Below are 17,001 nucleotides of genomic sequence, written 5' to 3' on the forward strand. Positions count from 1 at the left end.
TCCATTTATGATACAAAAAATAAGATCCAGTCGTATTTCGAAGATTGTTGCCAGCTATTTGGCGGTTCAGATGATAATCTCCATTGTCCAACCCAATAATCTATATGCTTTGACCGGGGGCCCCTCCCAACCGGAATTCAATGCATTTACACCTATCGGAACCTCCGATATGGTAAATCTTTCCTCGGGTGACTTTAATTACAACATTCCCATAATGGATGTTGGGGGGTATCCCCTAAACCTTGCATATGACTCGGGCGTTACGATGGATCAGGAGTCCTCATGGGTAGGACTGGGCTGGAACCTGAACGTGGGACAGATCGCAAGACAGGTTCGTGGAATTCCCGATGATTTTAATGGGGATATGATGGTATATGAGAATGATATGAAACAGAACATAACCGTAGGCACCAACGTTAGTGTTGGAGCAGCATTGGCAGGTTTCCCGGTAGATTTAGGGTTGTCAATGGGAATGGGTGTTCAATATAACAATTATGAAGGTATAACCTTCCATCCATCATTTGGAGCATCTTTTGGGATTAGTGATAATGTTCAGGTAGGTATGAATGTTTCTTCATCAACAGCCGAGGGTGCAACTGTTTCCCCTTCAGTAAGTTTTACTGCCCAAAAAGATAATGAAACTAAACAACATATAACAGAAATCACAGGGGGCGTTGGTTTAAGCTTAAATTCTAGAAGGGGACTAGAAAATTTAAGTTTATCTGTTTCAGCAAAAAGAACAGAGTATGCCAATATAAGATTATTTTTTCTTCCGTCCTTTAAAGTCCCTACCGGATCAAGTTCATTAGGAGGCGCAAGCGGCGTTCTTTCTTTCAATAACAATAATATTTATACTCCCACAAAGCGAGCTGGAACCGTGAGCGGCAATTTTTCATTTAATGCCTCTATTGGTGTTGAAGTTGTAAGTGTTGAACTCGACGGACACATTATGGGATATGGTTCTTACCAACAAATTAGGAACAGTGAGAAAATTAAGAATATTCCCTCATTCGGATATGACTTTACAGAATATGCAGACAAAGGCAATAGTGTACTTGATTTTAATAGAGAAAACGACAAATCCTTTAATAAAAATACGACTGTACTGCCTATAGCAAATCATACTTATGATATTTATTCCATGCAAGGACAGGGCCTATCGGGAATGTTCCGGCCACATCGTGGTCAAGTAAGTTACCTAATGGACAATAAGGTTTCTGATTTTGGTGATGGTTTTAATGTGGGCTTGGAGTTGGGAGTTGTATGGAATGTCCATGCTGGTGTCGACGTTAAGGTATCCCCATCTTATAGCTATACCGGAGGATGGGAAGATGGTAATTATGCCCGAAACCTTTTCAATGAAAGCAATACCGATAACAACCCCCTTCCCTACGAAAATGTATTTTATAAAACCGTTGGGGAGCTCAATGTGGATCCACAGCCAGAAATATTCGAAGATATGGTGCATGCCGACAACCCACTGCGGTTTTCTGTTGGCGGAAATAAATATAATAGAACTCTGTTACCAAAGTTTGACGTAAAGGAACCTTCAACTGGGATCCCTAACTATGAATATAATTCCTATAGTATCCCCCGAAAAATAAAAAGGAACACCAGGGATAAAAGAAACAGTGCAATACAAAAAGTAAACCATGCAGAGGCAGCAAATGATCCAATGGTCGAGGCTCGGATTAGTTCCCAGATTAAGCCACATCATACAGCGGGTATAAAGGTGCTAAAACCGGATGGGGCTACTTATATCTATGGGGCAACTGCCTATAATTGGACGAAAGATGAGATTACGGTGGATGTTTCTGGGGCGGAGGGAGATTGTGGGACGGGGTTGGTACCAAATAACGGACAGGTCGATGCCGAGAAAAGTGATGAATTTAAAAATATCATCAGAACTCCTGCCTATGCCCACACCTACCTGCTCAGTTCCGTACTATCTTCAGATTATGAGGACATTTCCCAGGATGGTCCTTCATTTGATGATTTAGGCTCCTATACTGTTTTTAATTATGGTGAGAGTGGTGATACAGAACATTATCTAAGTTCTTATAAATGGCGTACCCCATACCAAGGCGGTATGGCCAATTATAACGAAGGCTTGAAATCTGTAAATAATGATCAGAAGGGAAGCATTATACAGGGAACTAAGGAACTTCGCTATATCCGTACCATTGAAACTAAAACTCATGTTGCATATTTTGAACTATCCAATCGCAGGGATGGTAAGGAGGCTGGTGGCAATCAAGCCATGAAAAAAATTAACAGAATTTATCTTTTTACACAACCTGAGTTTGCACCAATAAAAGAAGCCTGGGAAAACAGCGACCCAAATGATGATCCCACACCCGAAGAGCTTCAGGCGGCGGCAATCAAGACAACACATTTCATATATAATTATGATTTATGTAAGGATATTCCCAACAACGGTGGAGGTTTCTCAGATAATGAATTGAGCAACGAGGGTGGTAAATTGACACTTAAGGAATTGTTCTTTACATATAGAGGATCAAATATGGGAAGGTATACGCCTTATCGATTTAATTATGACACTTTCAATCCTGATTATAACATTAAAGGTTATGACATTTGGGGTAACTATAAAGAAAATTTAGCTACGGATTGTACTATAAACAGCCCTCTTACAACTTCGGAATTTTCATTTGTAGAGCAGGATAAAACAACCGCCGATATAAATACCGCTGCCTGGACTTTAAGTTCCATAGATCTACCTTCAGGAGGCAAAATGGAAATTGAGACCGAATCAGATGATTATCAATTTGTACAGGATCGAAAGGCTATGCAGATGTTTAAAATACACGGATTTACTGATGGCGAGAATGGACCTCCAAATCCCAAGGATAGTGATGATATACTATACACTGGAGGAAATCACAAAGAATATATGAACATAAAAATTAGTGAAGATGAAATGGCGGGATATAACGGTTACAGGTTCGTGAATGACTATTTAAAGGAGAATGCAGAAAAACCCATATATTTTAGAGCCTTGTTGAATATGGTAAAGAATACGTCAACTAAGTATGATTTTGTAGAAGGCTACTTTGAAATTGAAGGAGGTAGTGATGGTGTGGATGGAGCTGATTTTCCCGTTGTCTCCGATGGAAGTGGAACGTACGTTTCCATTCCCTTACGTATGTTGGAAGCAGAGGGCGGTTGGGTTTCCGGCGGAGGTGATGTAAACCCAATAACCAAAGCTGGCTGGTATTTTGGTCGAAGTTATCTCAATCGGGTTGTTTATAGCATAAGCGGAGATAATACAAATGATGATTTCGGACCGATAGTCAATGACCTAGTATCAAGTATTGGTGCCGTATTCGAAATTTTTACTGGACCTAATATAAAATTACAGGAAAAGCAATGTGCCCGAAACATTAAGTTGGCCAAATCTTGGATCAGACTTGAAAACCCTAATGGCAGAAAATATGGTGGAGGATCAAGGGTTAAAAAGATACAGCTTCACGACAATTGGGCACTTATGGATCAAGACCCCTCAAATGATGAAAACCCTTTATATAAACAATTTTATGGACAAGAGTATAGCTATACCTTAGCGGATGAAGAAAGTACATCAAGCGGCGTTGCTGCCTTCGAGCCGAACGGAAGTAAGGAAAATCCGTTCGTGGAACCGTTTTATGACAATAAAGGATCAAAAAAGGATCAGTTAGTTGCCCCACAAGAGTCAAATTATACGGAAAGACCTTTGGGGGAATCATTTTTCCCAGCGGCTACTGTTACCTATAGTAGGGTTTCTGTTAAGAATCTTGAACGAAGAGATGGCGATGTTTTATTGACCAAGCATGCGACCGGAAAGGTAGTCACAGAGTTTTATACGACGAAAGATTTTCCGACAAAGACCAACCATACAGAAATAACCTCCCAATTTGATCCGCCGGGGAAACTGGCAAGTATTTTAAATATCTCAGTGAGAAATCATTTGACTTTTTCACAGGGTTTTGTTGTCGAGACCAACGACATGAATGGAAGAGAAAAGTCCCAGCGCGTATACCCCGAAGGTCAGGAGGCATTTATCTCTGGAGTGGATTACATCTATAATACCACTGGTGAGGGAGGACTTTCGAGCGAAGTGACAACAATTGACAAGGAAGGAGTAGTTACCCAGAATCAGGTAGGACTAACTTATGATGTCTATAATGATTTTAGGGAGAACTATTCAGAATCTACCACTTTTGGTTTTGACTTTAATGTGGCCGGTTTTGTAATATTTATTATACCAATAGTAATACCGATGCCTATCCCGGATTACGCCTATCACGAGACCAAACTTCGAACGGCATCTTCAACTAAGGTAGTTCACAGATCTGCGATCTTGAAAGAAAAAATTGCCTACGATGTCGGATCACGGGTTTCTACCAAAAATGTTGCCTGGGATGCGCATACGGGCCAAGTGATATTAACAGAGACAGTTAATGAATATGATGACCACTATTTCAATTTTACCTACCCTACCCATTGGTACTATAAGGGAATGGATATGGCCTCAAAAAATTTAGGGATCCAAGGTATATTGAGCAAGAGCATTAATCAGCATGATTTTGACATAGAGGGAGTCGATCTCAAAGAAATATTTGCACTCGGTGATGAGATTCAAACACCTGAGGGGCATTTTTGGGTTGTAAAGATACTAGAAAATAACGTGGTACTTATGGATAAGGATGGCGTATTGCTCAACGATGGGTGTGAGGAAATCGATCTGAATTTCAAAATAGTCCGGTCTGGTTACAGAAATCAACAGATGGCCTCCATGGGCTCCGTCACCAGCATGATAAACCCAATTGACATTGACGGCGTTGGAAGCTATAACAATATCGATGAGTTAACGTATTTGTATACAAATGGACAAGGAACTGATCACAGAATAGTAAATGCAAGTGCGGTATTATATAAAGAGGTGTGGCTTCCGCAATGGGAAAATGGTCTTCCCGGCTTCCCCGTTGCTCTTACCGAAAAATTCGCATTCACGGATTATGAGGTTACCGATTTAATCGAACCTTTTGATTATGGATTCAACCCATATCTGTATAATGTAATAGGTGAATGGCGCGCCAAACGTTCCTATGCATATCTTACTAGCAGGGTCTCCAATGTCACGAATTCCTCCTCACCAAGATATGAAGGGTTCTTTGGGCAATTCAGCCCCTTTTATATACTGGATGACACGGAAGGATGGCAAATAGATATTACCACCTATAGTTCTGAAAACCCTTGGACTTTTGCCAATGAAGTCTCCCAATATAGTCCTTATGGAGCGGAGCTTGAGAATATGGATGCATTGGGAAGACATTCCGCCGCCCAATACGGTTATAACTATACCCTCCCTACGGCAGTAGCATCGAATAGTCAATATAGGGAAATAGGGTTTGATGGCTTTGAAGACTATGATTATCATGGTAGCCAGAATGACAATGAACATTTTAGCCTATATGATACTACAAATAATAGTATAGAGATAGTCGAATCTACATCGCATACAGGGAGAAATAGTTTAAAAGTCCAAGGAACTAATACTATGAATGTTTCCTATATAGAGGACTGTCTTGAGATAGATCATACTATTGATCCTTGCGGTACAGGAGGTGGAGGAAATGAATGTGAAATAGGAGTTGGATTAGGTTTTAACGGTGTTGATGATCCACATTGGGTTTATACATATAATCTATTTTTTGCTGATTTAGGGGTCCCTCCACCGCCTGCAACACAATTCGAAATAATTAGTGTAACCCCGGTAGGAGCAAATTGTTTAATATTTGATTCTTTTAATAATTCTACTCAAATAATAGAATTCGATTTTAACTGTAGTAGTGGTGTTTTTGATAATACTTTCCACGTGGAGTTAACAGAAAGTTCTTTACCTGAAGATTGTTCTAATCCAATTATTGTTCAAATTTGCACTAGATGTTGATAAATTAACTAATCATAAATTTATATATGAAAAATTTTATTTGGCTATTCTTTTTATTGTTTTGCTGTAAATTAAGCGCACAGAATTGTATCACTAACTCCTTCGCTCCTTTGCCTGGAGAAAAATATGTTCTCAGTGCCTGGGTAAAAGATGAAACTTCCCCCCAACCTATAACATATACGGGGAAAATCCTTTTTAGCGATATTAGTGCGTCAGGAACTACGGTATATGAATTTTTACCCACAGGCCCCATTATAGATGGTTGGCAGCGAATTGTCGGGGAATTTAAGCTTCAACAGTTACCTGAGAGCATTCAAATACAGCTCATTTCTGCTAATGGGGGGAATGGTATCTCTTATTTTGACGATTTTCGAATCTTTCCCTATAATGGTAATCTAAAATCATTTGTCTACGATCCCGTTACCCAGCGTCTTATGGCGGAGCTGGATGAAAATAACTACGCTACATTATATGAATATGACAAAGAAGGTGGACTTATCAGAGTTAAAAAAGAAACTGAACGTGGAATCTATACGATACAGGAAACGAGATCAGGAAATTCTAAATTATATGCGCCTCAATGATGTTTAAAAAGCTCCTACTTGTTTTAATAATTTTTCAAACCTTTGCTTCAGGACTTTGTTGGGGACAAGAAGACCTCTCAGAGTTTAAGGAGATATTCTTTAAAACTGAAAAATTTTATAAAGAGCGCGATAACTATTCCTTTAATGTTACCTATGAATTTTATGATCCCCAAAGTCCCAAAATTGCAGCGGAAACCATGAACGGGAGAATTGAGAAAAAAGGAAGTAACTACTACACCCAAATCGGCCCGACGGAAATAATCTATTTAGATGAAATTTTTCTTAAAATAAACCATCAGGAAAAAGCGGTGCTATATTCAAAAGTACCCAACAAAAAAATGACAACTCCCGTCGACATCACTGCATTGGTCGATTATTTCCAAACGGTTAAAATCTCCGAAAAAGAGAATATTATTATTTGTGAAATGGTATTTAAAGAAAAATCAAATATTCCCTATACCCGAATGACAATGATCCTTGATTCAAAAAATTATTCAATCATTCGACAGGAACTTTATATGCGTCAAGGGGTAAACTATCCTTCGATGGCAGCTGGGAACAAAAAAACAACAGAAGGCAAAATGGCAATTAGCTTTTCACAGGATATCCAAATGCCAAAATCCGATGTCTTTAACAAGTTAAAATATTTAAGTAAGACCTCAAAGATATCCCTTTCAAAAGAGCTCTCTTCATACGACCTGTACAATCAAACCCAATAGATATGGAAAACGCCCGCCTCCCGAAGTCCCGTCCCCTTCGCCCGCTCCTCTCGCTGGCCCTTTTGCTGTGCCTGTGGCCCTGCCGCTCGCAGGAGTTCTCCACGGAGGTTGGCAAGACCTCTGTCCAGATCGATGCCGCGGTGGGGTCCCCCGCCCTGTTGATCGACCTCTACGACGACGACCAGATCGCGCTTCCCACACACGACGTCGGCCCGTTGGTGCTCATAACCGCGCAGTTCGACACGGACGCCGCCCCCTACGAGTGGCTCGCCTACCAGATCGTGCTTAACGTGGTCCCGGTGGACGCCAACGGGACCGGCGGGACTCCCTATAACGTGACCCTCAACATCGAGAACAACCCCCTTGCGGCCGGCGGCAACTACGTCGACAGGGCGGGCCATAAAATTTTGGGGAGCTACGGGGCAAAGATAAGGGTGGTCTCCAGGACCATCACAAGGCCGGGGGGCGGGATCCCGCCCGCAGCCACGCCCCCGAACGTCTCCCTTACCGCCAGGTTCGTGACCGACAGGTACTATGGGATACCCACCGCCGCCCCCACGGGCCTTACCGCCAGCATTCCCATGACCGGGGACAGCGGGGGCAACAGCGCCCCCAAGAGCGTGCTGATCGAATGGGACGCGGTCGAGGGCGCCCTGGGCTACGAGCTCGAGTATACCTGGGCCGACAACTATTCGCCCGATACCCAGAACCCGGCCCTCCCCGCCTCGGCGGTGCCCCTGGCCCTGCGGGAGTTCGAGCTCAACAACACGAGGATCTCGACGGGCGGCACCAGTTTCGAGGTGCCCGCCATCTATTCCGCGGGTTTCTTGGTCTATCGGGTCCGTGCCCTCAACAGGAACCTGGCCGCCATCTCCCAGAACTACTACACCGACTGGACCTCCGGCGACGGGAGCGAGGCCCATGTAAGCGACTGGGACCATATCGCGGTCGCCCCCCACGAGAATCTAATGAACTGGCAGTTCCAGGCCTCCTTTGCCGAGGACGGGAAGAAAAAGGAGGTGGCCAGCTATTTCGACGGCACCCTGCGCAACCGGCAGACCGTCACCAGCATCAACAGCGACGCCCACGCCATCGTGGGCGAGGTGGTCTACGACAACCAGGGGAGGCCCGCCATCGAGGCCCTGCCCGCGCCCGTCCTGGACAGCGATGCCATAAAGTACTACCCCGACTTCAACAACAATACCCTCAATGCGGCCTATACCCACCTCGATTTCGATTGGGAGGACCCCAGTGCGGACTGTGAGGTACTGGTCAACGGGATGTCCACGGGCACCGGGGCCAGCGGTTATTACGGGCCGATAGGCACGGCCACGGGCACCACGCGAGACCTGGTGCCCGATGCCCAGCTCTACCCGTTCTCCCAGGTGGAATATACCCCCGACAATACCGGGCGCATACGCCGCAAGGGCGGCGTGGGGCCCGCGCACCAGCTCGGGACGGGCCACGAGATGGAATACTTCTATACCGTGCCCACACAGGAGGAGCTCAACAGGCTCTTCGGGTACAGGGTGGGCAACGTGCAGCACTACAAGAAGAACATGGTCGTCGACCCCAACGGACAGGTGAGCATCAGCTACCTTGACCCGCAGGGAAGGACCATCGCGACCGCCCTGGCCGGGGACGCCCCCACGAACCTGGAGGGGCTCGACGACGAGGGCGCCGGTTCGGGGCTCCATAGCACCGTGACGGTCGACCTGTTGAACAAGGTGCCCCCTACCCAGACCGATACCGACCTGGACAACAACGACAGGTACAGCAGCGGCCGCTACGGACCGCTCGAGGACGGCCTCCGGGTGGCACGGCAGGTCTCGGTGTCCTCCAGCGGGACCAGCCTCGAGTTTGACTATACCGCCGGCCTGGGCAACTCCTTCACCGCCTGCAACGGCTTCCAGTACCCCTATGTGCTCGACCTTTCCTTCGACCTGCGGGACGACTGCGGCAACAAACTGGCGGGGCCCGTGAACGACACCATCGGTGTCCCCAGCACCGCCGGCACGAACATCCCTCTGGAGTACGGATGGGACGACCCCCTGTCCTCCGGGCCGCTGGGCGTGGGCACCTATGCCGTCCACAAGGACCTGCGCATAAACGAGGCCGCACTGGACCTCTACGCCCAGGACTACCTCCAGAAGCTAAAGGACTCCCTGAGCGCCTGCTACATCGATCCCTCCCTCTTCGCGCCAAGCGTCGATACCCTTATCTGCCTGCCCACCGACTGCTTGGAGTGCGCCGATGAGCTGGGGGAGAGCGATACCTATGTATTGGGTTCCTTGATAGCGTTCTATAACAATACTACCTTTGTTGAATTTGTTCCCTCCAGTACCATTGAGGATGTCGGGGACATTGACTTTACGGATTCCCCGACGGATATTAACGGCGAGCTCTTGATAGATAGGGACCCCGGAGGGGAATTGGATCTATTGGTACGGCGATTCATAAGGGAATGGGAACTCCTGATCGGGGCCTGCCAGGACGCCTGCACCGACAGCGTGGCATCCACCTGTGCCATCAACGGCTCCTTCCTGCTCCAGGACCTGGGACAGGAGGGCCAGTACGGCAATACCTCCGACCCGGACGACCCCCTGAGCGTGTTCAACGAGGACAACGCCCTGATCCGTTACGACGGAAACACGTGGATAACATCCGGCAACAACTGGAGGCACCCAGACCCGAACGTGCCCTATGCCGACGAGTACGGCACGCGCTCCGAGATAATAGTGGTCAGGGACGCCGATGGAAATCCCGCCCCCGAAATATCGATAACGCCCTACACCGGGACCAACCCCGACGGGAGCACCTATGAGTACGCCTACCCGCAGGACCTGGTAAACATCGGCGACTTCCTGGCGGCCTGGCAGCCCAGCTGGGCCAGTTCCCTGCTCCTGTACCACCCGGAGATCTGCTACCTGGAATATTCCCAGGCACTGTGCGCGATCAGCGTGGATGTCTATGGGGAGGACATGGACCCCGACGCCTTCGACGCATACCTCAGGTCCCTCTCCTATATCGCCGATGACATTCCCGAAAACGATATTACCCAAACCAACAAGGAACTGCTCACAAACACGATCCGTTTAAGGGATCCCTACTTCAATACGGCACTGATCAATGAATCCGGAACTTCCCTAAAGGATTATAGAAACGGCATAATCAATGATGCCCTCACCGTCCACTATGAAAGCTTTGAGGATGACGAACTATTGGTATATGCCTATAAGATATCGATGTGCAACGGCATATCCGAATGTGAAAACCCATCGTCACCAATTACCCTGAACGATGTGGTCTCCGATATGAACCCGGCCAGTTCTACCCTTACCGAGGAACAAAAGCAGAAGATCTGGAACAACTACGTCACCGCCTATATAAGCCTCAAGGAAAAGATCAAGTACGTCTTCCTGAACATCTACGCCAAGGAGGAGGGCTGCTACAACGGATGCATCGGCGGGGACGAGAGCACATCCATCACCAATGTGCTCGCCGCCTACGAGGGAACCATACTGGACGATATCGCGGACCATATCGCGGACGTGGAGGACGACGTCCCCCAGTTCTGCGACCAGGCGGGCGCGGGGGCCTATGCCGAAAAGACAAAGCGATTTATACCCATCGACCTACAGTACGACTCCGGGATGGACCCCGGCGACGCCATCGAGGACATGGAGGGGGACAATGATTACATTAACTGGATCCTCACCGGGAACTGCCCGCTGCTGGCAGACCTTGACGCGTTCCTCAAGGGGTACCTCACCGAGACCGGCGGGGCCGGGACCTTCCTGCCCCCCGTGGGCACCAGGGATGCCGGCAACTACCTCTCCCCGGACCTCTTTACCGCCCTGGGGGGAACCATCGACCCCCCTCCCGCATCCATCTCCTTTACGGGCGCGGTGGGCAGCGGCGCAAGTGTCCTGAACATAGACATCACCGAGGACGTCCTTCTCGACGACACCATCATTATCGATGCGGGCGCCTACAGCTGGTCCGACTACACCACGGGCATCGCCCCCACGGGAAGCCAGTGGAGGATCCTGGGAACCTCGCAGATGTTCTACCAAAGCTATGACGAAATTACACAGCGCTTCAGCTTCCAGTTCGTGGCCCAGCTCCAGACGGGGGCAAACGGCTTTCAGGAGGCGGTGTTCAGCGGAACCACCATCGCCCCAATCGGGGAGTGCGGGACCTTTGATGACGGACTGGGAGAGGTGCTCGACGAGCAGATGAGCGACCCGGACAGCGAGTACGGCTGTACCAGACAGGCAAGGTTCAACCGCGACTTCATCGCGCTGCTCAACGCACTTAGGGACGCGGGGCAGCTGAACAATACCTCCGGATATGTGCTGGCCAACCTGCCGGGGGGCGAGTACGGACAGAGCTTCCTGCCAGAGTTCCTGGACGACGACAGCGCCGGCTCCACAACCTGGACCTTCAACGGGACCGACACCTATACGATAGACTCAGCCCCAAACCCAGTGGTACTGATAACAGCGGCCGACCTGGCCGGGGCCTCCATCGCAAACTTCGAGACCTTCCACTTCGACCAGACGTCCACATCCTCGGACTCCGTGACACTGTACCATACCGATACCAACGGCGCACTAAAAGAGATGCAGGCAAACTTTACACCCGGACTGCCTTACTCCTGCTGTGATGGAATTCCTTTTGAATTATATTTTACTTTTTATAAACAAAATAATCGATTTTGTGCTTTACCAAATGGAGGCACTAGAAGTTGGTTTAACTATGTCTATTTTACTCCTAAAGTAAATTTTAATAAAAATCAACCAATTGAATTTAATTTCAGTGTTGATTTTGATCAAGGTTTTATTAGAGATCCTTCAGGATATAATCCAACGATTATTATTAATAATGTAGAATATTCATTTGATAATGAAAATTTACGATTTGATACCTATGATACGTGTAGTGATGCTAATAATACCCACTATCCTCCAAAAAACAGATTAAAATGGTTAAACTTTGGCTCCTATAATGCTGATTATAAAATTTTTAATTTAAATTATAATATAAATGGGACAACGAGAAATTTTGAGATGGACGAAGGGGTCGGAAATCCCGTCTCCACAGATCTTCAAAAATCCATGGTATTAAATGGATCAGCACAATGGATAACTGATCCTAATCTAGGAGTTGGGCTATCTCTTCAAAATAGAGGAGGATCTAACGTGGAATGGCATGATCATCCCGAACTCATATTTGAAGATGGAGGAACAGTAGCTATGTCCGCAACTATAATGCTTACTAGTGATAATCTGAATGGATACTATTATAACGATCCAGGTGCAACAATGATTCAGATTGACCACGAACCAGTAGCAGATCCTTCAAAAATGTACAGTATAGCTCTATTAACTCGGAGTATTCAACCACCCTGTGAGACATGTATACCTCAAACAGTTCCACCTGTTAGTTGTACTATTGAATACGATAATTTTATCAATTTTTTAGCATTAGAATCAGGAACAAGTAATTCCACAAGAATTGTTGGTTATACACTCCCTCCAACCTTAACCTTAGAAAATTTTTGCAAATTCAATTATGCATATTTAGTGGATTCGTATATAGAATATAATAATATTCTAAACATTCTGAATACTGATAATAATCATTTCTTATCTATTGCTGAGTTCGGTGATACTGATCTAAATTATGGATATAATGATATTGTTGCTGTTATTAATGCCTATCGTAATTCTCCTGAATTTCATACCCATACCTGGAAAGATTATGTTAATGACATTTATCTCTCAACCCGTTTTATCTGCCCGCCCGCTCCGTTGCTCCCCGGGGAGTATACGGTTGACCCGAACGACGGCTGCCTGGAGCAGCTGCTGAGCATCTCGGACACCTATGAGGAGGAGGCCTACAACAACTATCTGGGCCAGCTGGTGGAGGAGTTCCGCGAGGGGTACATCGACTCCGCGATTTCGGGCGTCATCGAGACCCTGGACATGTCCTATGCCGACAAGGAGTACCAGTACACCCTCTACTACTACGACCAGGCCGGCAACCTGGCCCAGACGGTGTCCCCCGAGGGGGCCGACCGCCTGGACATCAACGACCAGGCCACCAACGACGCCATTGACGCCTTCCGTGCGCAGCAGCAGGGGCCCGGCGAGGCCCCGGAGCTCCTGCCCGCCCACAAGCTAAAAACGACTTACAAGTACAATTCTTTGAACCAGCTCATCTGGCAGCAGACCCCCGACGGGGGGCGCAGCTGGTTCGCCTATGACGAGCTGGGCAGGATCATAGCCTCCCAGGACGAGCGGCAGAACACCGACGAGGGGATCCCCTTCCCCTACCTGACCTATGTGCTCGAGCCCAACGTACATGAGGACCCGGCCGGCACACTGGTTAAGATGAACACAGGGTGGAGCGGCGCCGGAGGCAAGAGCATCGAAAAGATCTCGGGCGACGGCTATGTCTCCAGGATGGTCCTGGGGGACCAGGGCGAGAGCAACGATGTCATCCTCGGGCTCAGCTACAGTGCCGCGATCGGCATAGAGCCCTCGGTGCTCAACAGGGTCAAGTACGGCATCTATACCTATAGCGCGCTGGGCGCCGACAGGGTCGCCGTGTACCAGCAGGGCACCAGCCTCCCGCTGATCCCAGGGGTCTCCGACCTCTACTCCGAGGGGGACATCCTCAAGGTGGAGCGCCTCGACGGGCAGATAAACTTCTACAGGAACTCCGAGCTCCTGAAGACCGTGGCCGAGAGCAACCCCACACTTCCCATGATCGCCGATTTTGGCCTCAGGAACAACGGCAACAAGATATTCGACATACGGCTGGTCCAGTACAACGGCGACGAGAAGAAAGAGTTCTTCAGCTATACAACCTACGACGGCCTGGGGCGCATCCGCGAGGCCGGGGAGTTCAGGGCCGACGTGGACCTCTACGAGATATCGGAGGAGGGAAGGCTGATTGGCTATAGCGGGGCCCCAGGGCCCGTGAACGGCTTCAACTTCGTGCACGGCTCCCGCTCGGAGATCACAAGGACCTATTACGACGGCAAGGTGGAGCTCCCCAGGTCCATCACGGGCATTTCCAACCCCCCGGAGTACTCCGATGCCCTGTTCGGGGACTTCTCCGCCCACAACGCCAGGAACAGGGTCACCGGGATCCTGTACTATAGCGACATCGTCGGGGACTCCGCCGGAACGGCGACCAGCAACGAGTTCGACCACGGCACCTTCTACAGCTATGACGCCCACGGGAACGTGCGCGAGCTCATCCATTATATTCCGGAACTGTACTTTCCCAACGCGGACGAGCTGCACGTAAAGCGGATAAGGTACCAGTACGACCTTATCAGCGGCAACGTCGAGCGGGTCGCCTACCAGGAGGGCAAGCCCGACCAGTTCTTCCACCGCTACTCCTATGACGCCGACAACAGGATCGTCACGGCACAGACCTCCTCCAGCGGGCTGATATGGGAGAACGAGGCGCAGTACGACTACTATGCCCACGGGCCCCTGGCACGCGCCCAGATCGGGGACAAAAAGGTACAGGGGCTCGACTACGTCTACACCCTCCAGGGGTGGCTCAAGAGCGTGAACGCCGAGGACCTCAGGTTCGTGGCCAACGACCCGGGCAAGGACGGCACCGTCCCCACCGCCAAGGACGCGATGGGCTACTCCCTGGCATACTATGACGGCGACTACACCGCGGCGCACCCGGCCTCCTACCTGGCGCTGTCCGTATCCACCGACCCGGCCGTGCCCGCCAGTACGAAAGATCTATACAACGGAAACATCAAGCAGATGGCCACCGCGCTCAGGGAGTCCCACACCCTGCTCAAGCCCCTACAGTCCAACCGCTACGGCTACGACCAACTGAACCGGATAAAGGCCATGGAATCCTCCTCCATTACGCCCGCCGCCATAAGGGAGAGCTACGGCACCAGCTACAGCTACGACAGGAACGGGAACCTGGACAGCCTCGTGCGCAGGGTACTGAACACCAACCCCGCCATCAACGGGGGACAGCCCGTGGTCATGGACGACCTCTCCTACAACTACAGGCCCCACAACAACCAGCTCACCATGGTCAACGATGCCAACAGGGGCATCGCCGAGCTCATCGACTACGGGACCGACCTCAAGGACCAGGACAGCCAGGTGCCGGGGACCTACAACGTGAACAACCCCGCCACGCACAACTATGTCTACGACAGGACCGGGCAGCTGGTCAAGGACCGCACCGAGAAACTGGACATCGCCTGGCGCAACGACGGAAAGGTGAAGGAGGTGTCAAAGGATGTAAGCCCGCCTACGGGCGCCAGGATCGTCCAGCTCACAAGGTTCGAGTACGACGGGCTGGGCAACAGGGTCGCCAAGAAGACGACCGTCACCGCGGACCCCACCGAGAGGGGCACCTACTATATCAGGGACGCACAGGGCAACGTGATGGCGGTATACGATGCCGAGCTCACACATAACGACGCCGTGTCCGGGGGGATAGCGCTCTCCGAGCACCACATCTACGGCAGCGCAAGGCTCGGCATGGAGCAGAAGGACCAGACCATATTCAGCACTGCCAACCTTCCCCCGGCCACCGACCTGCTACGGAAGACCGTGGGCGACAAGCGCTTCGAGCTCGCCAACCACCTGGGCAACGTGCTCGCCGTGGTCTCAGACAAGAAGATACCAACCGTGGCACTGGGAACGCTACAGTTCTTCAGCCCCGACGTAAAAGCGTACAATGATTACTACCCCTTCGGGATGCTAATGCCCGGAAGGCACGCGAATACCTCGGACTACCGATACGGGTTCCAGGGACAGGAAATGGACGACGAGATCAAGGGGGAGGGGAACTCTATCAACTACAAATACAGAATGCACGACCCGAGGGTCGGAAGGTTCTTTGCCATTGACCCATTGACGCATAATTATCCCCATTACTCTCCATATTCTTTTTCAGGAAATAAAGTAATAAATAGGATTGAACTTGAGGGTAAGGAAGATGTGAAGTTGGATTTGCCTTCTCAAGACCTTAACATTAGACTAATGGATCAAAGTAGAATTGATGCAATTAGTAAAGAAGAGTATTTAGATATAATGAATGCTCGCGCCACAGTCGCCAAACCTTTCTTTAGATACCTTACTCCTATTGAAGATATTTTTGGTCTTGTTTATGGAGGAGATTTTGATGGCTTAGAGTATAATAGATCAGAAGCTGGTTTGTGGGCAGTGCTTGGTGTCATTCCGGGATCAAAATTTGCAAAAGGAGCAACCATTATAACAAAAAATTCAAAAGTCGCCGTAAGTGCTGTCAAACTATATGACAAGTTACGCAAAGGAGCAAGCAGAGTTTTAAAGAAAAATATGAAAGAAGCTGGTAAAGTTGTTGAGAACCACGCACACCACATATTGCCGTTAGCTTTAATAAAAGAAAATAAAGCATTTAAAGAATTAGTAGAAAATGGTTGGGACATAAACCAAGCACTAAACGGAAAAGACCTACCTGCTGGCTTCCACTATAATCACCCTGCATATACGGATTATGTCAGTGAACAAATTAATGTTTATATCGAAAAGAATGGTTCAAAAAATCTGGAAAAATATATAGAAAAAACCTTAATTCCAGAATTAAATGAGGCCATTGATGAGGCTTATGATATTTATAAATCCTCAAAAGAGAACCTAAATACTCAATTCAAAGATGTTGTGAAAGCAGTAAAAGGAGCTGCTAAAAAGGAATAATT

Annotated in this window: 4 protein-coding genes; all 4 read left to right on the forward strand. The window is 48.5% G+C overall.

All coding sequences use genetic code 11. The features are described from left to right. The first annotated feature begins 7 nt into the window (after positions 1 to 7). A complete protein-coding gene (locus tag JK629_RS14500) occupies positions 8 to 5,953 on the forward strand; it encodes a hypothetical protein (protein WP_202336319.1) in 5,946 nt (1,981 codons plus the stop codon). Between the two features lie 110 nt (positions 5,954 to 6,063). Further along, a complete protein-coding gene (locus JK629_RS14505; RefSeq protein ID WP_202336320.1) occupies positions 6,064 to 6,537 on the forward strand; it encodes a hypothetical protein in 474 nt (157 codons plus the stop codon). Next, a complete protein-coding gene (locus JK629_RS14510) occupies positions 6,534 to 7,256 on the forward strand; it encodes a hypothetical protein (protein ID WP_202336321.1) in 723 nt (240 codons plus the stop codon). Before JK629_RS14505 ends, JK629_RS14510 begins: the two co-directional genes overlap by 4 nt. Before the next feature lie 2 nt (positions 7,257 to 7,258). Beyond that, a complete protein-coding gene (locus tag JK629_RS14515; RefSeq protein WP_202336322.1) occupies positions 7,259 to 16,999 on the forward strand; it encodes an RHS repeat-associated core domain-containing protein in 9,741 nt (3,246 codons plus the stop codon). Positions 17,000 to 17,001: the final 2 nt, after the last annotated feature.

Origin of the sequence: Aequorivita iocasae, from assembly GCF_016757735.1 — a bacterium.
Lineage (GTDB): Bacteria > Bacteroidota > Bacteroidia > Flavobacteriales > Flavobacteriaceae > Aequorivita > Aequorivita iocasae.